The sequence below is a fragment of the Gilliamella apis genome, from assembly GCF_030758615.1.
GTDB classification, from domain to species: domain Bacteria; phylum Pseudomonadota; class Gammaproteobacteria; order Enterobacterales; family Orbaceae; genus Gilliamella; species Gilliamella apis_A.
In genome coordinates, this window is sequence record NZ_CP132381.1 from 1,859,898 (window position 1) to 1,882,424 (window position 22,527).

16 protein-coding genes, 2 pseudogenes and 1 riboswitch are annotated in these 22,527 nt (G+C 33.9%); of the genes and pseudogenes, 7 read left to right on the plus strand and 11 right to left on the minus strand.

The annotated features are described in order from the left end of the window. Window position 1 precedes the first annotated feature (1 nt). The gene (locus RAM17_RS08585) at window positions 2-1,102 is read left to right on the plus strand and encodes a M20 peptidase aminoacylase family protein (protein WP_110447634.1); all 1,101 of its coding nucleotides are present in this window, start codon (window positions 2-4) and stop codon (window positions 1,100-1,102) included. A 47-nt stretch (window positions 1,103-1,149) separates the two neighbouring features. Here RAM17_RS08585 and RAM17_RS08590 read toward each other — a convergent pair whose 3' ends face one another. The 8 genes and pseudogenes from RAM17_RS08590 to eco all read right to left on the minus strand — a co-directional run bounded on the left by RAM17_RS08590 (window position 1,150) and on the right by eco (window position 10,946). Beyond that, a complete protein-coding gene (locus RAM17_RS08590; protein ID WP_110447633.1) occupies window positions 1,150-3,384 on the minus strand; it encodes a TonB-dependent siderophore receptor in 2,235 nt (744 codons plus the stop codon). A 116-nt stretch (window positions 3,385-3,500) separates the two neighbouring features. Next, window positions 3,501-4,430: an alpha/beta hydrolase gene (locus tag RAM17_RS08595; RefSeq protein ID WP_110447632.1), complete on the minus strand. Its 930-nt coding sequence runs from the start codon at window positions 4,428-4,430 to the stop codon at window positions 3,501-3,503. Window positions 4,431-4,561: 131 nt separating this feature from the next. Further along, window positions 4,562-5,200, minus strand: a complete 639-nt coding sequence (gene ribB / locus RAM17_RS08600) for a 3,4-dihydroxy-2-butanone-4-phosphate synthase (protein ID WP_110447631.1) — start codon at window positions 5,198-5,200, stop codon at window positions 4,562-4,564. A gap of 147 nt (window positions 5,201-5,347) precedes the next feature. After that, window positions 5,348-5,486: riboswitch (FMN riboswitch) on the minus strand. A 106-nt stretch (window positions 5,487-5,592) separates the two neighbouring features. Then, window positions 5,593-6,351: an ABC transporter permease subunit gene (locus RAM17_RS08605; protein WP_110448047.1), complete on the minus strand. Its 759-nt coding sequence runs from the start codon at window positions 6,349-6,351 to the stop codon at window positions 5,593-5,595. Between the two features lie 243 nt (window positions 6,352-6,594). Then, a pseudogene (gene potH, locus RAM17_RS08610) lies at window positions 6,595-7,464 on the minus strand (putrescine ABC transporter permease PotH); the annotation flags it as partial. 327 nt (window positions 7,465-7,791) lie between these two features. After that, window positions 7,792-8,886, minus strand: coding sequence for a putrescine ABC transporter ATP-binding subunit PotG (gene potG, locus RAM17_RS08615; RefSeq protein ID WP_110448045.1), 1,095 nt, complete (start codon window positions 8,884-8,886; stop codon window positions 7,792-7,794). A gap of 143 nt (window positions 8,887-9,029) precedes the next feature. Continuing rightward, on the minus strand, window positions 9,030-10,139 hold the full coding sequence (locus tag RAM17_RS08620) for an extracellular solute-binding protein (protein ID WP_110447630.1): 1,110 nt from the start codon (window positions 10,137-10,139) through the stop codon (window positions 9,030-9,032). 312 nt (window positions 10,140-10,451) lie between these two features. Then, a complete protein-coding gene (gene eco, locus RAM17_RS08625; RefSeq protein ID WP_258334356.1) occupies window positions 10,452-10,946 on the minus strand; it encodes a serine protease inhibitor ecotin in 495 nt (164 codons plus the stop codon). A gap of 104 nt (window positions 10,947-11,050) precedes the next feature. Between eco and ydiK the strand changes: the two genes are divergently transcribed. Next, on the plus strand, window positions 11,051-12,103 hold the full coding sequence (gene ydiK, locus RAM17_RS08630) for an AI-2E family transporter YdiK (RefSeq protein WP_110447629.1): 1,053 nt from the start codon (window positions 11,051-11,053) through the stop codon (window positions 12,101-12,103). Between the two features lie 138 nt (window positions 12,104-12,241). Beyond that, window positions 12,242-13,598, plus strand: a pseudogene (gene pssA, locus RAM17_RS08635) (CDP-diacylglycerol--serine O-phosphatidyltransferase). Window positions 13,599-13,662: 64 nt separating this feature from the next. Here pssA and RAM17_RS08645 read toward each other — a convergent pair. The 3 genes from RAM17_RS08645 to RAM17_RS08655 all read right to left on the minus strand — a co-directional run bounded on the left by RAM17_RS08645 (window position 13,663) and on the right by RAM17_RS08655 (window position 17,379). Beyond that, the gene (locus tag RAM17_RS08645; RefSeq protein WP_110447627.1) at window positions 13,663-14,634 is read right to left on the minus strand and encodes a sugar-binding transcriptional regulator; all 972 of its coding nucleotides are present in this window, start codon (window positions 14,632-14,634) and stop codon (window positions 13,663-13,665) included. Between the two features lie 260 nt (window positions 14,635-14,894). Then, window positions 14,895-15,188, minus strand: a complete 294-nt coding sequence (locus RAM17_RS08650) for a PRKR-interacting protein 1 (RefSeq protein ID WP_146208314.1) — start codon at window positions 15,186-15,188, stop codon at window positions 14,895-14,897. 193 nt (window positions 15,189-15,381) lie between these two features. Further along, window positions 15,382-17,379 (minus strand): TonB-dependent receptor domain-containing protein, encoded by a 1,998-nt coding sequence (locus tag RAM17_RS08655; RefSeq protein ID WP_110447625.1) that lies wholly within the window; start codon window positions 17,377-17,379, stop codon window positions 15,382-15,384. A 170-nt stretch (window positions 17,380-17,549) separates the two neighbouring features. On the opposite strand from RAM17_RS08655, the gene RAM17_RS08660 reads away from it, so the two are divergent. The 4 genes from RAM17_RS08660 to RAM17_RS08675 all read left to right on the plus strand — a co-directional run bounded on the left by RAM17_RS08660 (window position 17,550) and on the right by RAM17_RS08675 (window position 22,499). After that, window positions 17,550-18,470 (plus strand): ABC transporter substrate-binding protein, encoded by a 921-nt coding sequence (locus RAM17_RS08660; protein ID WP_110447624.1) that lies wholly within the window; start codon window positions 17,550-17,552, stop codon window positions 18,468-18,470. A 184-nt stretch (window positions 18,471-18,654) separates the two neighbouring features. After that, window positions 18,655-19,236 (plus strand): hypothetical protein, encoded by a 582-nt coding sequence (locus RAM17_RS08665; RefSeq protein WP_110447623.1) that lies wholly within the window; start codon window positions 18,655-18,657, stop codon window positions 19,234-19,236. A 542-nt stretch (window positions 19,237-19,778) separates the two neighbouring features. Continuing rightward, window positions 19,779-21,101 (plus strand): 30S ribosomal protein S12 methylthiotransferase RimO, encoded by a 1,323-nt coding sequence (gene rimO, locus RAM17_RS08670; protein WP_110447622.1) that lies wholly within the window; start codon window positions 19,779-19,781, stop codon window positions 21,099-21,101. A 9-nt stretch (window positions 21,102-21,110) separates the two neighbouring features. After that, window positions 21,111-22,499, plus strand: a complete 1,389-nt coding sequence (locus RAM17_RS08675; protein WP_110447621.1) for an MATE family efflux transporter — start codon at window positions 21,111-21,113, stop codon at window positions 22,497-22,499. The last annotated feature ends 28 nt before the right edge of the window (window positions 22,500-22,527 follow it).

The window sequence follows — 22,527 nt, forward strand, 5'->3', positions numbered from 1 at the left end:
TATGTCGAATGTACTCGAGCACTATCACTACTTGCACCAAATTCCTGAGCTAGGATTTGAAGAAGTTAAAACATCAAACTATATAGCAAATAAACTAGAAGAAGCTGGCTATAAAGTAACCCGTAATATAAATAATACTACGGGTATTGTTGCAGAATATGACACTGGTAAATCAGGTCCTGTACTGGCATTACGTGCGGATATGGATGCCTTAGGACACATTATTGATGGCCAACATTGTGCCAGACACACTTGTGGCCACGATGGCCATTCATCAATGTTATTGACCGCAGCTCAAGAGCTTATCAAAGAAGGAAATATCAAAAAAGGTAAACTAAAATTGATTTTTCAACCAGCTGAAGAGTTAGGTTCTGGTGCACTGGCTATGATTGAAGGCGGTGCAATTGATGATGTTGATATGATCATCGGTTTACATGTTCGCCCTAAAGATGAATGCCCTAAAGGCTTTGCATCAGCTGCTATGTTCTATTCCGCTTCAACCACAGTTGAAGTAGATATTCATGGTATTCCTGCTCATGGGGCAAGACCTCATTTAGGCGTTAACGCTTTAGATGCGGCAACTATGGCTATTCAAGCAGTAAATACCATTCATCTTGCTCCTAGTTTAACGTATAGCGTCAAAGCAACACGTTGTATATGTGATGCAGGTGTAACAAATGCTATTCCGTCAGAGGCTTATGTTTGTTGGGATTTACGAGCACCAACCAACCCAGCTATGGATGAATTAAAAGCCAAAACACTCAAAGCGATTGAATTAAGTGTAGCATCCATTGGTGCTAAAGCTGATATCAAAGTATCGAAAGAAATTCCAGCAGCCGAAATAGACGATGAAGTAACTAAAATCATTGCTGAATCTATTACCGATGTACTCGGAAAAGAGGGATTAAAAGATCCTATTTTCACACCTGGTGGCGAAGATTTCTTCAATTATCCACGTGAAAGAGATGTAAAATCTGGTTTTTGGGGCTTAGGTGTCGATTTAACACCAGGTTTACATCATCCTGATATGACTTTTGATACATCAGCATTAGAAAATGGTGTAAAAATTACTAAAACTTGTGCTTTGAAGGTTTTAGGTTAAGCGAATAAATCCGCCGATTACTTCGGCGGTTCCTTGTAAATAATACTTTAAAATGAGATGTTAGTATTAATAAATAGCGTTCTACCTGGTTCATTATAAGTTGCTGCACCAGCTCCAATAACAGTTATATCACCATTTCGTGATTTTCTTACTGTTGAAGAATTACCTTCTCTAAATAAACGTTTATTAAACAAATTATCAACACCAGCAGTAAATGTAAAATGCTTGTTAAATTGATATTGCCCACTTAGATTTAAAAGAGCATAAGGGCTTAGTTGATTAGTTGAACTATCAGTAAGTTTATCACCAAAATAATCATATTTTCTCGGTCGTTGTTTACCATACCAAGTAACAGCAGTTAACAATGAAAATTTGTCAGTTGCTTGCCAATCTATTGAAGAATTTATAGTGTATTTTGGAATGATTGACAAATAATCACCCGTTTTTTTATTTTTTGACTGCCACATCCAAGTTAGATTATTACGAAAATTAATTTTTGAAGTAACAGGAATAGTTAAACTACCTTCCAGTCCTTCAACCACCGATTTAGGTACATTTTGCCACTGAAAAATATTAGAATTTGTATTACCTTCAGTTTGCCCAATGGGACTCATACCAGAATCTATTTTATTATGATAATCATTACGGAAATAAGTTAAGCCAACAATTAAGCCTTCATTATTGTGAAACTCTAAACCAATTTCTTTATTTACACTTGTTTCCGCTTTTAAGTTTTTGTTACCTATTAAGTAGCAACTACCACCCGCACCATAACAGCCTTGTCCACGACTATAAAGCAGATAATTAGGGTTAGTTTGATATAAATTAGGTGCTTTATAGGCTCTAGCAATACCCAGTTTTAAACTAAAATAATCACCTATTTCCTGAAATAAGTTCAAACCTGGACTCCAGTTACTACCTGATTGACTTTGATGATTATAGCGTATCGTTGGTGTCAGCATAGTAGTTTGAGTCAGTTCGATATTATCCTCAACAAAAACACCCCAAAGATTAGCTGAGGCATTTTCACTACGATATTTATTTTTAATCCATGGTATACTTTCACCTTCTGTAAAAGTTTGTGTATTTGAAGTTGGATCTTTCATCTTTTGATGATTATACTCACCACCAATAGTCATGGTTTGTGGTAACAGGATGGTTAAAGGAAAATTAGTTTCATTATGTAAGGTAAAATTATTATATTTAATCGTTGAAAAATTATCATCTTTAAAGCGGCCTTCAGTGCCACCAGCTAAACCTTCATTCAAACGAGTATTCCGTGTTTTTTCAAGTTGGATATAAGACATGGTATTTACGCCATTGTCCCAATAACCACGATGAGTAACTGAGTAATTTTGACGATTCATTCTATTAGTTTCATCGTTATAAAATCGACTAACCAATTCATTAGGATTATTATTTTGAGTGTCACCAGCGTAAATATTACCTTGACGACTAACACTTGTCTCAAATTCTAGTGATTGTTTATCAGAGATATCCCAACGAAGAATGCCATTTATATCTTTATTACGCACACCTTCACGACCTGCACTAACCGAACTTGGATTAATTTGATGTTTTTTATTGATATCCCAATCATCAGCCTCAGTTTTGTTGAGATTACCATATAAACGCATACTTAGATTATCCGTTAATCCACCTGTTAATAAGATATTTGTTCTTTGGGTTGCCCCTTCTTTACTATGTGAAGGTAGATTTAAATAGCTATTCCACGAAATATGCCACTCTTTGGTTGGCTGCTTAGTGATAATATTCACTACACCGCCGGCAGCACCATCACCATAACGAGCAGCGGCTGGACCACGAAGGACATCAATTCTTTCGATAATATCAGAAGGTACCCAATTGGTATCCCCTCGAGTATCCCGCTCACCTCGCCAACCATAGCGAACTGACATACGACTTTTTACTGGTCGACCATCAACTAAAATTAATGTGTTTTCTGGCCCCATACCTCGAATATCAATTTGTCGGTTATTACCCCGTTGGCCACTAGTTGAGTTACCCGTCAAACTGACACCAGGCATGGTTCGAATGATTTCTGAAATATCATTTTTGGGTGGCATTTTAGTTAAATCTTTTTGCGTAATCACTGAAACACCTAGAGCTTGTTTGGTCTGCTCAGCCGCAGTTACGATCATAACCTCATCTGAATCGCTGTTGTTATTAACTGATGAATGAGCATTATCTGCATATGCATTGTGACAAGCAAAACCGATAAGTGCTGCTAACAAACAAGTCGATTTATATTTTGTATTCATATATTATCCCTGACAATTTTTATTAATAATGGTTATCATTATTAATTAGGTCGGAGTAATATAAATTAAAATTATCTATATTCAAGCTGATTCTGAATATTTGGCTAAATAAGTTTTTATTTAACTCTAAAATTTAATTGAATACCATCTTGCAGAGCAACGACAGCAGCAGTTTTATGGGATTGTTCAGGATAAATTTTGTAACTTATCGTTAGGTTATGAATATTAGCCTGTTTTAATCGAGTAAATAATTGTTTTGAATAATCAACCATTTTCCGATTCTGACGATGTTTTAGTAAAAGTTTTCGTTTTTGTTCTGGTAAATTATAATCAATCGGCAATAAAGATTGTTCAGCTCCACCCACAGAGATCAACAAATTAACAGGTTGTTTTAAAGAATGTTGATGATTTAGTAGATATTTTGATAATACACTAAACATATAACCATCACTAAACCATAAAGATGGGCTTGATATCACATAGGTATTAAAAATGGCAGGTTTAGTTAAAAAAATGTATAAATTAAATAATCCTCCATATGAATGACCAAAAATGGCTTGCTGATTAGGATTAATAACATAGCGCTTTTCTATTTCAGGTTTAAGTTCTTGAGTTAAAAAATCATAAAAGGCATCAGCACCACCATATTTACCTGATAAATTAATTTGCTTATTAGGTAAAACTTCAAAAACATAATTCTCAGGTTTGGGGAGAAAATCAAGATCACGACGGGTTTGATTAAAATAATCAATGGCGACAATTATACCTTCTTGAATAACACAACGTTCACAAGCCTGATTGGTAATTATCTCGTTAGTTGTTAAAAAGTAGCTGTCACCATCAAGTAAATAAATAATTGGCCAACCACCCTCGGGAGTGGTTTTATTAGGGGTATAAATAGTTACTTTATAATCGCCATTTGATTTTGAATGAAATATTTCAGTTTTTGTGTTTGGAACAATCACATTTTTTGATAGATTAGATTTTGACTGACAGCCAGTTAGGATAAAAATCATTAGAATATACAAAAAACTTAGTCGTGACATAAATTACGCCAGAATCTCAATTATCAAAGAAGTATAAGATATGCTAAATAAGAGCAATTTACCAATAATAAACTAAATAAAACTGAGAGTACTGTCGAATAATTAATCCGACAGCTAATAGTCGGTTACAATTACTTTGATTTAAGATAAGCGACAATATCTTCAATGGTTACCACTGGTAGTTGGTGTTGTTTAGCAAACGCGACAACTTGTGGGGCTCTTGCCATTGAACCATCATCATTAGTTATTTCACAAATTACTGCTGCTGGTTTAAACCCCGCTAATGTTACTAAATCAACCGACGCTTCAGTATGTCCTCGGCGGCTTAGTACTCCACCTTCTTTGGCAACTAGCGGAAATACATGACCAGGGTGATTTAAATCTGTTGGTTTAGCATCATCAGCTACCGCTGCCTTGATAGTCGTTACTCGATCTGCTGCAGATACCCCTGTTGTAACACCTTTTGCCGCTTCGATAGAAATAGTAAAAGCAGTATGATTTTTACTAGTATTATTTGCTACCATCATCGGTAATTCTAATTTATCACAATAAGATTGTGGCATACATAAACAAACTATACCGCTGCCATAACGAATCGTTAATGCCATTTGCTGAGTGGTAATAGTTTGTGCTGCCCAGATAATGTCACCTTCGTTTTCCCGATCTTCATCATCCAAAACTAACACCCCAGATCCAGCCTTGATTGAAGCAATTGCTTTGTTTACTCGCTCGATTGATGTGCCAAATTCATTTAAATTAAACTGATTCATGGTAGATACCTATCCTGTTTTATTAAACTAATTATATTTATTCTTAAGTATTAAAAATTTATTAAGTTTTAAATATATTAAATACCAGAATCAGGGCAAGTGCTTGACCATAGTGATTTAGCTATAACGCTAATTATAGAAAAGATAAGTCACTCTCTTTCATCCAGACTTTAACTGTCGGCTTTGGAATCTCACCAAATCTGCTGTCCTTAATAAAATCGACTTTTACTAAGCGCTCGTGGGCTATACCACCGGTGGGGAATTACACCCCGCCCTGAGAATTTTGTCAGTAAACTGACTGCAAACACTATAATATAAAATAGGTAAAAAAACACGGATATTTTATTAAGATAAAAAATTGCCGCATTAAGCGGCAATAATTAATCGATAGATTATCGCATACGAATTTCACGCAAATGTCTTTTTTCGGCTCGACGCATCCAAAGCCATGAAATAAAGCCAATAATACCAACTATTAATAAAATAATTGTTGCTAAGGCATTAACTTGTGGATCGACACCTAAACGAACCTTAGAAAATACTAGTTTCGGTAATGTCATTGCACCAGGTCCTGTAACAAAATTAGCAATAACCACATCATCAAGTGATAAAGTAAATGCCAATAACCAACCAGAAACCAGTGCCGGTGCAATCATCGGTAAGGTAATAATGAAAAATACCTTCAATGGGTTGGCACCAAGATCTAAAGCTGCTTCCTCAATTGACTTATCTAACTCTCGTAATCTTGCACTAATAACAACTGTTACATAAGCGGTACAAAATGTTGCATGAGCCATCCAAATAGTCATTGCACCGCGCTCTTTTGGCCAACCAATCGCTTGTCCCATACCTACGAATAGCAATAACAAAGCTAAACCAGTAATGACATCAGGCATAACTAATGGTGCTGTAGTCATAAACGAGAACAAATTAGAACCACGGAATCGTCTAAACCGAATGACGGCAAAAGCGGCTAAAGTACCAAGAATAATCGCCAAAGAAGCTGCGCCTGCGGCAATAGACAAACTCAATCCAACCGCTTTAAGTAAAGCTTCATTATGTATTAATTCAACATACCATTTAGTTGAAAATCCCGCCCAAACCGTCACTAGCCTTGAGCTATTGAACGAATAAACAATTAAAATGACCATAGGGATATATAAAAAAGAAAAAACTACTATGAGAATTAACCCTTTTAAACATCTCACTAATAACGCGATTGTTACAATAGTTGTTAAAATAAGGCTAAATAGAAAACACCCTACATATAAGCTACCACTACCTAATAACGCAAATCCTGATGCAGAAATCAAAACCGATAGCACTATTGAACCTAATAATGCAGAGATAAAAACAATCAATGCTGAGCGCATGACTAATGGTAAATTATTCATTTATTTACCTCCCATTTGTCGGTTTTGAAACTTATTAAAGTAGTAAATAGGCACAATTAATATCAATAACATCACTGTTGCAACGGCTGAAGCGGCTGGCCAATCGTGATTATTAAAGAATTCAGCCCATAATTGGGTACCAATCATTAGACCATCAGAAGGACCTAATAATTCAGGAATAACATATTCACCTACCGCAGGAATAAAGACCAACATCCCACCGGCAATCACTCCATTTTTAGTTAACGGTACAATAATCTTAAAGAAAGTTTTAATTGGTTTACAACCAAGATCTAACGCAGCTTCAATCAGCGTTGTATCGACTTTACTTAATGAGGTATAAATTGGTAATACCACAAAAGGTAAGTAAGAATAAACAATACCGATATAAACAGCTAGGTAAGTTTTCATGATGATTAATGGCTGATCAATAACCCCTAACCACATCAAGAAATTATTTAATAGACCATTAGGATTTAAAATACCAATCCATGCATAAACCCGAATTAGAAACGAAGTCCATGATGGCAATATGATTAATAGTAATAAAATATTTCTGGTTGACGGTTTACATTGCGAAATAGCCCAAGCTAAAGGATAACCGATCAAAATACATAACAAAGTTGAAATTGCAGCAACTTTTAATGATTGTAAATACGAGTCTAGATAAATTGTATCTTCCAGTAGATTAAAATAATTACCAACGTTTAAAACAATATTAACTAGGCCATCTTCATAACTAAACAGTTCGGTATAAGGTGGCACGGCTATCGCTACTTCAGAAAAGCTGATTCGAAATACAATCAAAAACGGTAATAAGAATAATAACAACATCCAAAAATATGGAATAGCTATTACCAATAAACGGCCATATAGTGTCATCAGGTCGGATTCATCACGTTGTAATCGCATCTTTCGATAAGCATAATAGATCGCAACTAAACCTAACCCTGCAGGTATATAGACAATACTACCTGCTATAATTAGCCGATAAGCAAATTTAGATGGCTTATAATGTGCCAAATATGTGCCTAGACAGGATAATAATAGACTTAATACCATTGCCGTGAATAACGCATCTAAAAACAGATTGTCAAATGCATTTATTGTTACAAAACGTAAATAAACACCAAGTAACACTAAGGCATTTAACAACAAACCCCATAAAATGGATCGCATCAATATATCCTCTTGTGTTTATTCGGTAAGCACAACGCAACTATCAATTTCCCAACTAAGATTAACAATATCACCCCAAGTTGGCATTCCTTTACGATAACGATGTTCATTTTGTAGTTGAGCAATAATAATTTGTCCACTTTGTAATTTAACGTGATAAATAGAAAGATCACCTAAATAGGCAATTTCAACTACTTCACCAGTTGCAACATTGTAACCATTGTCTGGAATTTCATCACAAAGTTTAATTTTTTCAGGCCGTAATGCGACTTGAATTGGTACACCTTCTACTGCAGGTGAATCATAATCAACTTTTAATGGATGTTTAATCATCGGACAACTGATGATTAATCCATCTTCTAAGGTTTCTTGTAAGATGCCATCAAAAACATTTACTGAACCAATAAACTCGGCACTATAACGGCTGTTTGGATGTTCATAGATTTCTTCAGGCTCACCTATTTGCACAAATTGGCCTTTATTCATAATCGCAATACGACCAGCCATGGTCATAGCTTCCTCTTGATCATGGGTAACCATTACACAGGTTGCGCCTACTTGTTCTAAAATGCTAACTACTTCAAGCTGCATTCGATCACGAAGTTGTTTGTCCAATGCCCCCATTGGTTCATCTAACAATAGTAATTTTGGTCTTTTAGCTAAACTTCGAGCTAATGCAACGCGTTGTCTTTGACCACCTGATAGTTGATGAGGTTTACGTTTGCCAAACTGCTCCATATGTACAAGCGCCAACATCTCTTCAACACGATGTTTAATTTCATTTTTATCTAATTTATCTTGTTTTAACCCAAAGGCAATATTTTGCTCAACCGTCATGTGAGGAAAAAGAGCATACGATTGAAACATCATATTAATAGGACGATTATAAGGAGGTACTTGTGATAAATCTTTACCATCTAAAATAATTTGTCCAGAAGTCGGTTGTTCAAAACCGGCAAGCATCCGCAATAAAGTTGATTTACCACTACCAGAAGCGCCCAATAAAGCAAAAATCTCTCCGGTATAAATGGTTAAATTGACATCATCAACGGCATAATAATCATCATTAAAAACTTTAGTTAAATTTTTGATCTCCAATAATGGAGTTATCATCTTTTTTTTAGGCTGTACCTGATTTGTTGTTTTATCGTTCACGCTTTTTTCCTCATAACAACAAGCCAAAAAAAACGAGACGGAAAGATTTAAAATCTCCCCGTCTAGAATATATAAGTCAATTAGTTGACATTTTCAAACGGTTATTTACCCGTTTTCAATTTTGTCCATGTGCGAGTAATCACACGTTCAAGTTTAGGTTCTTTCACCGTTAAAGTGAATAATTTTTCCATCACTTCTGGTTTTGGATAAACCGCTGGATCATTTTTCACTTCTGGCTTAACAAACTGATCATTTGCAACTTTATTAGCGCTAGCGAAATTAACATCATTAGTAACTTGAGCTGCAATTTCAGGTTTCATAACAAAGTTCAAAAACTCATGAGCCTCATCAGGATTTGCAGAATCTTTTGGAATAGCAAAAGTATCAAAGAACACTAATGCGCCCTCTTTCGGAATTTGATATCCAACATGCACACCATTTTTAGCTTCGTTCGCTCTATCACGGGATTGTAAAATATCACCTGACCAACCTAAAATCACACAAATATCACCATTAGCTAAATCAGTAATATATTGAGATGAATGGAAATAACGGATATTTGGTCTTACTTTTTCCAACAATTCGTAAGCTGCACCAGTATAATCTTTTGCATCAGTACTATTTGGATCTTTACCTAAATATTGAAGAGCACTTGCTAAGATTTCAGTTGGAGCATCTAAGAATGCCACACCACAATCTTTAAGTTTTTCCATATTTTCGGGTTTGAAAACTAAATCCCAACTGTCAACAGGAGCATCCTCTCCAAGACGTTCTTTAACTTTATCAATGTTATAACCAATACCAGTAGTCATCCATACATAAGGGATTGCATACTTATTATCTGGATCATGGTTAGCCATTAATTTCATTAAATTAGGATCAAGATTTTTCCAATTAGGCAATTTACTTTTATCTAACGGTAGATAAATATCAGCTTTAATCTGTCTAGCTAAAAAACTATCTGAAGGTGAAACTACATCAAAACCAGAATGACCGGCCATTAATTTACCTTCAAGCGCTTCATTGGAATCATACACATCATAAACCAGCTTAATACCAGTTGATTTTTCAAAATCAGAGATTGTACTATTACCAATTTGACCTGCCCAATTATAAAAATGCACCACACGGTCTTTTGCTATAGCAGATTGAGATAGTGCTAGTGATACACCAGCGATGATTGAAAGAATTGTTTTACGTTGAGTAAACATGCTCACCACTTCTCCTCTAGTTAGGGATATTACATGTTAGACACAAGCCCATTGTTTAATACAACGGACCCCCAAATTTTACCATTATTACTAATTAAATAATATGGTGAAACCGAGGTAATCAGGCAATCACAAGTCATTAATATAATTAATGAACATGTCGAGCTAACCTTGCATTACGAGGGATAAAATACCTTTTTTTTTTCAGATGTCTACTTAAAAAATCAAATATTCTAAGATTAAGGGCTGAGTGACTATATTTTAATCAATCAACCCTTTTTTAGCTAGTTATTAACAATTAATTTACTTTTTTTATTCGGCGCTAGCTTGCAAAATTTTTGCTTCTGGTTGCCATACACGATATTTAACCGTCAAATCGTTTGGAACATAGAATACTAATGGTAACCGACTGTTATAATTCAATAAACCTAACTTATGATTGATAGAAACAAATTTATTTTCGTTAGCACCTTCAGGGCAAGCCATCATTGTAGAAATGCTACCTTTAGTTTCTTCAACGACATAGTAAGAATACCCCCAACCTTTAAGCTCTTCTTCTTTAACAATTCCACCTAAACTTTGAGTATTGCAATCAACTTTCATCTCTTTACCAATTAAAATCTCTACTTTAGCACTAACTTCATCTTTTAAGTTTGGTAGATGAATAACATAACGAGTAGAACCTACTTTTGCATCCGGATAGGGAGCAATTTCATTTAGTTTTTGCACCTCTTGCGGGGCTTTTTGCGTATTTGCGCAAGCAGATAATGCCACACCCATCAATGCTAATAACATTAATTTTTTCATGTTTATTTCTCCAATAAAATTGTCTAACTTAATACGTCAACGTATGCTTTTTAGAACATAATGCGTATAATAACATTATCTAGATTAATGAATATGAGATAAAAATGCCAGCAGAAAAAAAAACTGATGATTTATTAAAATTAATTCTGAATTTACTCTTAATAGGCTTACTTATTGTTCTAACTTATCGAGTGATCGAAGTATTTTTATTTGGCTTTTTTTGGGCAGTAATGGTGGTTATTGCAACTTGGCCATTAATGATCAAAATCCAACAAAAACTCTTTAATAAACGTTGGCTATCTTTATTAGTCATGGCAATAATTCTGGCATTTGTCTGCGTTATTCCTTTTATTTTAATCATTAGTAGTGTTGCTCAAAATGGTCACTATCTGGTCGAATGGGTTAAAACCTTATCACATCGAGAATTACCTACCTTCGACTGGTTGGTCAATATTCCTATGTTTGGCGAAGAAGTTCACCAAAAATGGCTTGAGCTTATCAAAACAGATGGTTCACAATTAATATCCGATATTCAACCTTATATAGGTATTATGATTGGTTGGCTTTTAGAGCAAGTAACCAACATTGGAGTTTTTATTTTCCATGCTGGTGTCATGATTATTTTTAGCCTATTACTGTTTCTTAAAGGCGAAAGTATCACTAAATATGTCTATGTTTTGGCTAATCGTCTTTCTAAACAATACGGCACAACCACTGTTACCTTAGCAGGCCAATCAATACGAGCGGTGGCATTAGGCGTAGTTGTCACAGCTATTACATTAGCATTAATTGGCGGAATGAGTTTTATCTTTACCAAAATGCCATTTCCTGGCATTTTAACATTAATCTTATTTATCTGCTGCGTCGCTCAAATTGGACCTGTTATTGTCATGTTAGGCTGTATCATTTGGCAATTTTGGGATGGGCATATTGTATCAGGCATAGTCTTAATTGTTGTGGCTATCATTTTAACCACCCTTGATAGTGTAATGCGAGCATATTTGATAAAGAAAGGCGCCGATCTCCCCTTCTTACTTATCTTATTTGGGGTAATTGGCGGAATTCTAGCCTTCGGAATTATGGGTTTATTCATCGGCCCAGTAGTCTTAGCCTTAAGCTATAAAATTATTCAACAATGGGTTAATGAACAAGCATAAAAACATAATTAGGTATAAAAAAGAATCAATAAACCGATCTATTAAATTATAGATTACCCCCTGAATAATAGGAGTATTATGTTCTGACGCAAATTGTGGTATTCTACACTTTGTGTCAGTTTTAATGATATTTAGAACATGCGAATACCCTTTATAAAATATAATCATCAAAAACATTTAAATGAATTAGCCAAGCTTGAACAAAAAGCCGAACAATATCAAATTGTTTACGATCCTAAATCTTATAGAGTTGCGTTGCTTGAACAGATTAAAAAAGCTCAACATCGTATCTATATTGTTGCACTTTATCTAGAACAAGATGAAGCTGGCCGTGAAATTCTTAATGCACTTTATCAAGCCAAAACCCAACAACCAAATTTAGACATCAAAATTTTTGTTGATTGGCATCGTGCTCAACGAGGTCGAATTGGTGAAGATAAAACTAAAACCAATGCGCGTTACTATTATGATTTGAAACAACAACATCCATCTATTGATATTCCGTATTATGGTGTGCCGGTTAATCGTCGAGAAGTTCTAGGTGTATTACATTTAAAAGGATTCATAATTGACGATACTGTAATCTATAGTGGTGCTAGCATTAATAATGTTTATTTACATAAACTTGATAAATACCGTTATGACCGATATCACTTTATCACTAATAAAGTTTTAGCGGATACAATGGTAAATTATGTTAATGATAATTTTCTGCCACTTGATGGCGTTCAACGGTTAGATGTTAGTGAACATAAAACACGTAAACAAATTAAGTCAGAAATTAAACAACTGCGCCAACATCTTATGGATGCTAATTATCAATATACGGGAAATTGTGATAACCATACTTTATCCATTGCACCAATTGTAGGTCTTGGCCGAAATAATCAGCTAAATAAAATTATTCACCATCTAATAAACACGACTGAACAAAAAGTCACATTTTGTACGCCTTATTTTAACTTACCTAATATATTAGTGCGTGACATCATCCGTTTATTAAGAAAAGGTAAGCAAGTTGAAATCATTATTGGTGATAAAGTAGCTAATGATTTTTATATTCCAGAAGATAAACCATTCAACATCTCCGGTGGTTTACCTTATTTATACGAAATTAACCTAAGAAATTTTGTTGAACGCTTACAAAATTATATAGATAAACAACAATTAACTATTAGATTATGGAAAGATGAAGATCAAACTTATCATTTAAAAGGTATTTGGGTTGATGATGAGTGGATGATGATTACAGGTAATAACCTTAATCCAAGAAGCTTGGCGTTTAGATCTGGAAAATGCCATACTTGTTCATGATCCTAAACATGAATTACAGCAACAGATGAAACAAGAACTCACAACTATTCGTGAAAAGACAACAATCGTCACCCATTTCCAACAAATTCAAGCAAGCCAATTCTATCCCAAACAGGTACATAAATTAATTAAACGTTTAAGCCGGATTAGAGTGGATAGAATTATTAAGCGATTATTATAATTAAATTCGATTTAGATTAATCAAGACTATTTGTAATGTGTATACAAATAGCTTATTAGCTAAATTAGATTTTATTTTGTTGTAAACTTAATATAGTTCTAGCGTTTGAAGCACTTGTCGCAATGATATCAATTACGCCCGAACGTAGTGCACCTAAAATTGCTGTTGCTTTAGTATTTTCCGAAGCAATAGCAATAACACATGGAATATTACGTAATTCTTCAATACTTAAACCAATCACTCGATCATTCATGGTTGTATCGATAGGGTTGCCATTGATATCAAAAAATCCATATCCGGCAATATCACCAATCACACCTTGATTTAATGTTGCATAGGTCACTTCTTGTGGAGTAAACCACCCTAATTGCACCATATAACAGTTTTCATTCATATCGCCAATACCAACTAAAGCAATATCGGCTTTAGCCGCTCTTTCCAATGTATCTTTGATAACCCGATTTTGGGTAAATGCCCTTTTGAGTTCACTGTTTTCTACATAAGCTGGTGCATACAAAGTCTCACTAGTTGCACTAAATTTTCTGGCTAAACTTCGACTAATGTGGTCAGCATCAATAATTTCACCAACACGCTGAGTACCACCTATGCCACAAATAAATTTACACTGTTTTTCAGGAAACACACCAACATGGCTGGCAATAGCAGCAACATTACGCCCTTGTCCCACGGCCACTGTCATACCATTTTTTAAAGTACTAGACAGATAATTTGATACCAGTGCAGCAACTTGTCTACGTTGCTCCTCTTCGTCTTGATGATCTAAAGCAATTAAAGCTCGTTTAATACCAAAATGGTTAACAAATTGCTGTTCAATTCGAGAACTAAATATTGGATGATATTTAACACTTATTTCAACGATTCCTTCTGCTCTAGCTTTTTTTAGCAAACGACCAACTTTAATGCGTGAAAGACCAAATCGCTGAGCGATTTCTTCTTGAGTTTGTTCATACTCATAATATGCAACTGCAATTTCTGTAAGTAGTTCCGACTCTTGTTTATCTTCAAATATAACCATTAAATTTGCCTTTCAACACTTTAGCAACTTCTTGCATTCATGACAGATAATATATTACAAAATCCTTTAGCTTGCTATGTATTACGACCAATAAATAATTCAATAAGATATGATATTTAATTAAACTTGATAAGATTGTTATCTATCAATGATAATTGTGAGGAAATCTTGATGAATTTAAAGTCTAAAAACCCCTTTCCTCAAAATTTTTATAATGAAAAAATTAGCTGAACTGAATAAATACCGACTAAGAGCGGATATTACTTTTCTGGTGTTTTTTTCTTTCGTGATTTTTGTTTAGTTAATTGTTTTTTTAAGCGCATTCTTGCTCTTGACTCAGCAAATAATCGATCTCTTTCAACTTTCTTTTGCAGCTTCTGTTGCTGTTCTTCTTTTTCCCATTGCTTAACCTTCCATGTTGACCATATTTTAAACACTTGCCATAAAACAAAAAGTAAAACTACCGCAAATATTGCTGCATACGGGTCAAAGACAAATTTAGATCTAGATAGATTAACTAATACAATATTATTAGCATATACAGGTGAGTACATTAAAAACAATATAACAATAAATATAATTTTACAACCAAATTTGGACATGAATTAATTTAAAATCCCTTTTTGAAATAATCCGAAATCATAACGAATAAACTAAAATATTTATGTATAGTATATTATTAATAAAAAATGGCTGAATTAACAGCCACTCAATATTTATAATAACAGTTTTATTGATGAATATTAATTAGAAATTAATTTCAGTACCAATAAAATAGCGACGACCTTCTAAGGTTTTACCAAAGTCATCATTCGTCACTTCTTTGTCAAACAAGTTATAAACACCGCCATAAATCTTAGCATTTTTATTTATTTGAAAAGAGGTACCAACATCCCAGAAGGTATAACCTGCATAAACTACGTGTTTAATTTTAGTTTCTCCTCCCTCTCTTACTCTTTTGGTTGCATGCTCTATTCCATAATATGCCATTTTCGTCCACAAATCTAATTGCTGAGTTAGATTCCAATCAAGCTGAGCATTGAATTTTTGTTTAGGAGTACGATTTAGCGCTCTACCTTTGTTTTCACCAGTTTTTTGTTCTGTTTTAGTCCACGAATAGTTAGAGCTTAATAAGAAATCGGTAAATAAAGGTGTTTTAAATGATAATTCTAAACCTTTAAGATCAGCTTTATCTACGTTCTGCCATTTTTGAACGAAATCAAATTTTTTGTTGGAACCTTCTACTCTACATCGTTGCTTTTTTGATTCATCATTACAAATATAATAACTTTGTGTTTTATCTTTATATTTGGTATAAAATGCTGTTGCAGAAGCATCAATACCATAATCATTAGTATATCCAAAACCAACTTCAAAATTATCAGATTTTTCTGGTTTTAAATTAGGTTCACCAAGAATTACCCCTTTTTTACCATTCTTGCCTGCACCACCTGTTGATTGCCCCCAATCATGTACAACTTGACGTAGTTGAGGTGTTGCAAAACCTGTTGAATAACCACCCTTTAAGGTAAAGTTATCATTAATATTCCAGACACTATAGACTCTTGGATTCCAGTTGCTACCATAGTTTTCATCTTTGTTATAACGCAAACCAGCTGTTATGCTCCAGTTATCGATAATACTTATTTCATCTTCCGCAAATAATGCATAGCTCCAGCGATCAATTTTAGTAATATCACTAGTAAGTTCATTACCTTTATCATGAAGCTCTTGGTAATTATATTTACCCCCTATCGTTAGCATATTAATACTAAAAGGAATCGTCACTCGAGAATCTACATCAGTATTACGAATTTTCATTTTTCTAGCTAAATTATTATTTTCTTCATGAGAAATATAAGAAGTTGTTGTTACATTACCAAATAATCCATTATGTGTAATCCCAAATGAATTACGATGATTATCACGATTAATATCTCCTCTACCTTTTTCTAAAGTTTTTTTATCAGTAGAGCCTGAATTTTGTAATGCGTGACCAAAATCAAAATCAAATTTTTGTGTATCAAAAGCATTAAGTGATAGCTTTCCATTTATACTTCTTAGTTTTTGTTGTGCATGACCGCCTAAATATTTATCTTCATGACGGTTTGAATATTGACCATATAATTGAATACCTAGAATATCATCAATAATCGGGCCCATCGTTGAAAAACTTCCTACATAGGTATTTTTCTCATCTGAACGATAAGGCATAATTGATTCAACACGTAACCCACTATGCCAAGTATTTGAGACCTTTTTAGTAATAATATTAACTACCCCACCCATAGCATCTGATCCATATAAGGATGACATAGGTCCACGAACAACTTCAATACGTTCAATAGCAGTTAGTGGAGGCAACCAACCTTGTTCAAAACCAGAATTATCACCGTTCGGTCTAGTTTCACGAGTGCTCACTTTTTTACCATCAATTAATAATAAAGTATATTTAGCATCCATACCACGAATACTAATATCAGTCTTATCTCCACCTCCAGATACAGTAACACCAGGAATATCTTTCAGAGCATCGGTGACATCACGATAAGGCTTTTTGCTAATTTCTTCCGGTGTGATCACTGAAATTGTTGCAGGAGCCTCTTTAATTTGTTGTGAAAATCCTGATGCTGTCACCACCATAGTATCAGTATTTTTATCATCAGCCGCCATCGCTAAACCTGATAATGATAATAAAATACTTGTATTTAAGACATGTGTAGCCAACTTAAACTTCGTATTCATTGTTATAACCCTATTAATTATATTGATATTTTGCAAAGAAATCTGCCGATAACAATATACTATATGAGAATAATTATCAATATCCTTACGAAAAATTATTTATTACTAGACAATTAACATGCCTTAAACAATAATAGTTATCATTTGCATCATACATATAGGAACTAATTATGAATACTAAGAAAAAACTATTATTAAGTAGCTTAGCAGCGTTAATGTTAGGTTTGACTGGTTGTCAATCGTCAATTACAGTAAATCCTGATAATAAACAATCAGTTGTTGTACCTAAATCACCAAATAAAGTTGTAGTGATGAATTATGGAGCCTTAGATACATTAGATGCTTTAGGTAAAGGATCAATTGTAACAGCAACACCTCTTTCTGTTCTTCCGACTTATCTGCAACAATATAAAAATGCAAACGTTATTGATACAGGTAATATGAAAGAACCAAATATTGATGCAATCAAACAAGCTAAACCACAATTAATTATCATTGACGGCCGACAAGCAAGCCATACGGAAGAATTCACTAAAATTGCTCCAGTCATTAATTTAAGCGTTGATGCCAAAAACTATCTTGAATCAACCAAAAATCATATCAATGTATTAGCAAATATCACTGGTACTGAAGAAACAGCTAACAATCTGATTCAATCACTAGATGCCAAAGTTAACAATGCACAATCTGTTGCTCAAGCAAGTAATAAAAAAGCAATTGTAGCTATTCATAATGACGGTAAAATGATCCTTATTAATGCAAGCTCTAGCGCAGCATTAATCCATGATGTGTTACATGTAAAACGGGCAGTGCCATTAGCGCCACAACCAACCAATGGTATTGGAAAACCAAAACCAACTTTTATTGATAATAGTTACATTAGTAAAGTCAAACCAGACATTATTTATGTTGTAGACCGCAGTAAAGCAATTGGTCAGTCTGCGATGAAAGATGACTTCTTCAATGCAAAAGTATTAGCGAAAAGCAAAACGGAAGTTGTTTATTTAACACCAGATCTTTGGTATTTATCAGGTGGTGGAGCTGAAAGTTTAGATCGTCAAATTGATGAAGTAATTAATGCATTAAAATAATTTGATTTTTTATGATAAATTAACTTCCTTTCACAAAAGCCCTTATCATTATAAGGGTTTTTTAATTAATAGCTTTGCCTTGCCCTTCCTCAGAATATTTCACATACTCCCTATCAAATGATTGATAAATGTTTTTTATTGTTTATTATTACACGCCAATTTAATATAAGGTGAGTAAACATTAATGAAAAAACTATTGTTAGTTGCAGTATTATTTCCTTTTATGGTTCACGCGCGTGCGGATGCTCCAATAGGTTTAACATGGGGGGCACCAATATCGGACATTGTTTCAAAATATAAAGCAAAAGAAATAATTGAACAAAATGATTTGATCATATATGAATTACCTAACCCTCCTATAACGTTACCTAATTTTACTTCATATAAATTATTAGCTCACAAGCAATTAGGTTTGATAAAAGTAGTATTAAGTGAGGAAATTACAAGAGATCCCTATGGAGTTGAAGGTAAAAATGCATATTTTAAATATAAAGAAGCATTAACCAAAAAATATGGCAAAGCGGAATCTCTTGAAGAAATTGGCCTAAAAGTATATAGAGAAAATGACGAATTTTATCAATGTTTAGGGTATCAAGGTTGTGGCGTCTATTTTTCTAACTTCAAACAATCTGGTATTAGTTTACTGCTAGAAGGAAATAGCCATGCAGAAGGTAAATTGAAAATTATATATGAATCCGATCTTTTCTTCGAATATTATGGGAATGAAGACATACAAGAAGAAAGTAAAATTTATGAAGGGCTTTAATAAAACAGTTTTAATAACTCTTAATTTGATATGGTTAGAGAGGATATTTTTAATTGATATTAATTAGAATTAAAAACTAAGTTAATAAGTTACCTCATATTCATCTAACATATTGAAAATAAAAATAATTAAACAATAAGTCAAATCTTGTTAGATAAAGTAGCCCAATAATATAGAGCTTATAAAAATAATGTAATAATTGAATATTGAAAGGAAAGAATAGATGCAAAGGATATTAATATTAGTAAACCGACAAATACGGTTTATCGATATTATCGGTTACACATAATCAACCAATAAGATTAAATTACAGACATTGAAGCATCCTTTATTACGGATACACTTCAACTTATTTACGATAGATGGCGTGTTATAATACATGCCATAAGAAATTATATTAATTCAGATAATAACTCGCTAAAAATTTTTTATTTGGTTCAAATTAAATATGTTAAAATGCCCGCCTGTTGTCATAATCTAAATTGGCAAACTTTTAAATTCTCGATAAATACCTCAATAAATTTTAAATTATTATAAATATTATGAATACATCATCCCCTACTATTGGATTTGTGAGCCTTGGTTGTCCTAAAAATTTAGTTGACTCTGAGCGAATTTTAACTGAATTACGTACACAGGGTTATCAAGTTGTACCTAGCTACGATAATGCAGATTTAGTAATTGTTAACACCTGTGGTTTTATTGATAGTGCGGTACAAGAATCATTAGAAGCCATTGGCGAAGCGCTAAATGAAAATGGAAAAGTTATTGTGACTGGTTGTCTTGGCGCAAAAGAAGATCAAATCCGTGATGTGCATCCTAAAGTACTTGAAATATCAGGACCACACAGTTATGAAGCTGTTCTTGAACATGTTAATAAATATGCGCCAAAACCTTCCTATAATCCATTTATTAGTTTAGTGCCCGAACAAGGCGTAAAACTAACACCAAAACATTATGCTTATTTGAAAATATCAGAAGGCTGCAACCATAGTTGTTCATTCTGTATTATCCCTTCATTACGTGGCGAAATGATCAGTCGACCGATTGGTAATGTGCTTGATGAAGCAAAACGTTTGGTTGATGGAGGAGTAAAAGAGCTATTAGTTATAGCTCAAGATACATCGGCTTATGGTATTGATATAAAAAACCGAACCAATTTTTGGAATGGTATGCCGTTAAAAACCGATATTCATACCCTTTGTGAACAATTATCTAGTCTTGGTATTTGGGTACGTCTACATTATATGTATCCTTACCCTAGTGTGGATAATTTAATTCCATTAATGGCTGATGGCAAAATCTTACCTTATTTAGATGTACCATTACAACACGCTAGCCCTACAGTATTAAAATCAATGAAGCGACCAGGTACAATTGAAAGAACACTTGAAAGAATTCATAAGTGGCGAGATATTTGTCCAGAAATCACCCTACGTTCAACTTTTATCGTCGGTTATCCAGGTGAAACCGAACAAGATTTTGAATTACTGCTTGATTTTCTTTCTCAAGCACAGTTAGATCGTGTCGGTTGTTTCCCATATAGCCCAGTTGAAGGTGCTGCAGCTAATCAATTAGCCGACCAAATACCTGAACATATAAAACAAGAACGCTTCGATCGTTTTATGCAATTACAACAGACAATTTCAACCTGTAAGCTACAAAACAAAATTGGTAAAACATTGTCTGTGCTTATCGATGAAGTGGATGATGAAGGTGCAATTGGACGGAGTATGGCTGATGCACCAGAAATAGATGGCGTTGTCTATCTAAATGAAGAAAAAGCTGTTAAAGTTGGTGATATTGTTCAAGTCAATATTGAACATTCAGATGAATACGATTTATGGGGAACTGTACAACAGTAAATACAATCAATGAAATTACATTATCGAAGTGAAATTAATAATTTAATCACCTTAGCTATTCCTGTCATGATTGCCCAAATATCACAAACAGCAATAACGTTTGTTGATACAATTATGGCTGGCAATTACAGTAAAACAGCCTTATCAGGTGTTGCTATTGCGGTATCCATTTGGTTACCTACAGTTTTATTTGGTCAAGGGCTATTGACTGTATTAACCCCTATTATATCAAACTTAAATGGTGCAGCTAAACGTGAGCAAGTTGCCGATCATACACGGCAAGGTGTGGTGATCGCATTAATTTTATCGGTGATCATAATGTTAATTCTCTATCATTCAGATAAAATAATTAGTTTAAGAAGCTCTAATGATAACCCGATTGATCCAGAAATGGTCGAAGTTGCCGTCTCTTTTTTACGTGCAATTATGTGGGGAGTACCTGCATTTCTACTATTTTTAGTTTACCGCAATCAATGTGAAGGTTTATCTAACACAAAACCTGCCATGGTGATTATATTCATTGCTTTACTAGCTAATATTCCAATTAACTATATTTTGATTTATGGCAAATTAGGCTTACCTGCGTTTGGTGGTGTTGGTTGTGGCATTACTGCAGCAATAATTTTCTGGTTAATGTTCATTTTAATCCGTTTATATACTTTAACTACTGCTAGCCAACGAGATATTCGTAAAACACCATTAACAAAGCTTGTTGACTTTTCCATTATCAAAAAAATAGTGGTTTTAGGAATGCCTCTAGCCCTTGCTTACTTTTTTGAAATGAGCTTATTTGCTGTCGTTGCTTTACTTATTGCCCCTCTCGGACAAATAACGGTGGCTGCACATCAAATTATTTTTACCATTAGTAGCTTAACATTTGCAATTCCATTATCTCTTGGTGTGGCAACCAGTATTCGCGTCGGTTATCTGTTAGGAAAAGGAAAACCAAGTTTAGCTAAACAAACAGCTTTCATCAGTTTGCTCATATCGTTAGTCATTGCTGTTATTGTAGCACTAATTTTAGTGGTATTTAGAACACCTATTATTACAATATTTACTAAGGAGGCTGCGGTTATAGCTATTTGTCTACAACTCATCATCCTATTAGCTATTTACCAAGCTTCAGATTATTTACAAGTAGTGGCAAGTAATGTATTACGTGGTTACAAAGATACAAAAAGCATCTTTTTTATTACTTTATTGTCTTATTGGGTTGTTGGATTACCAGTTGGTTATATTCTAGGCTTAACAGATCTGGTAATGCAGCCAATTGGTGCTGCTGGATTTTGGATAGGGATTATATTAGGACTTGCTGTTGCTGCATTTCTGTTAATTGCGAGAATGGTTTATCTACAAAAGCAACCAACAGAAATAATATTAAAACGAGCATCCAGATAATTAAACCTTATAATATCACCAAACTAAC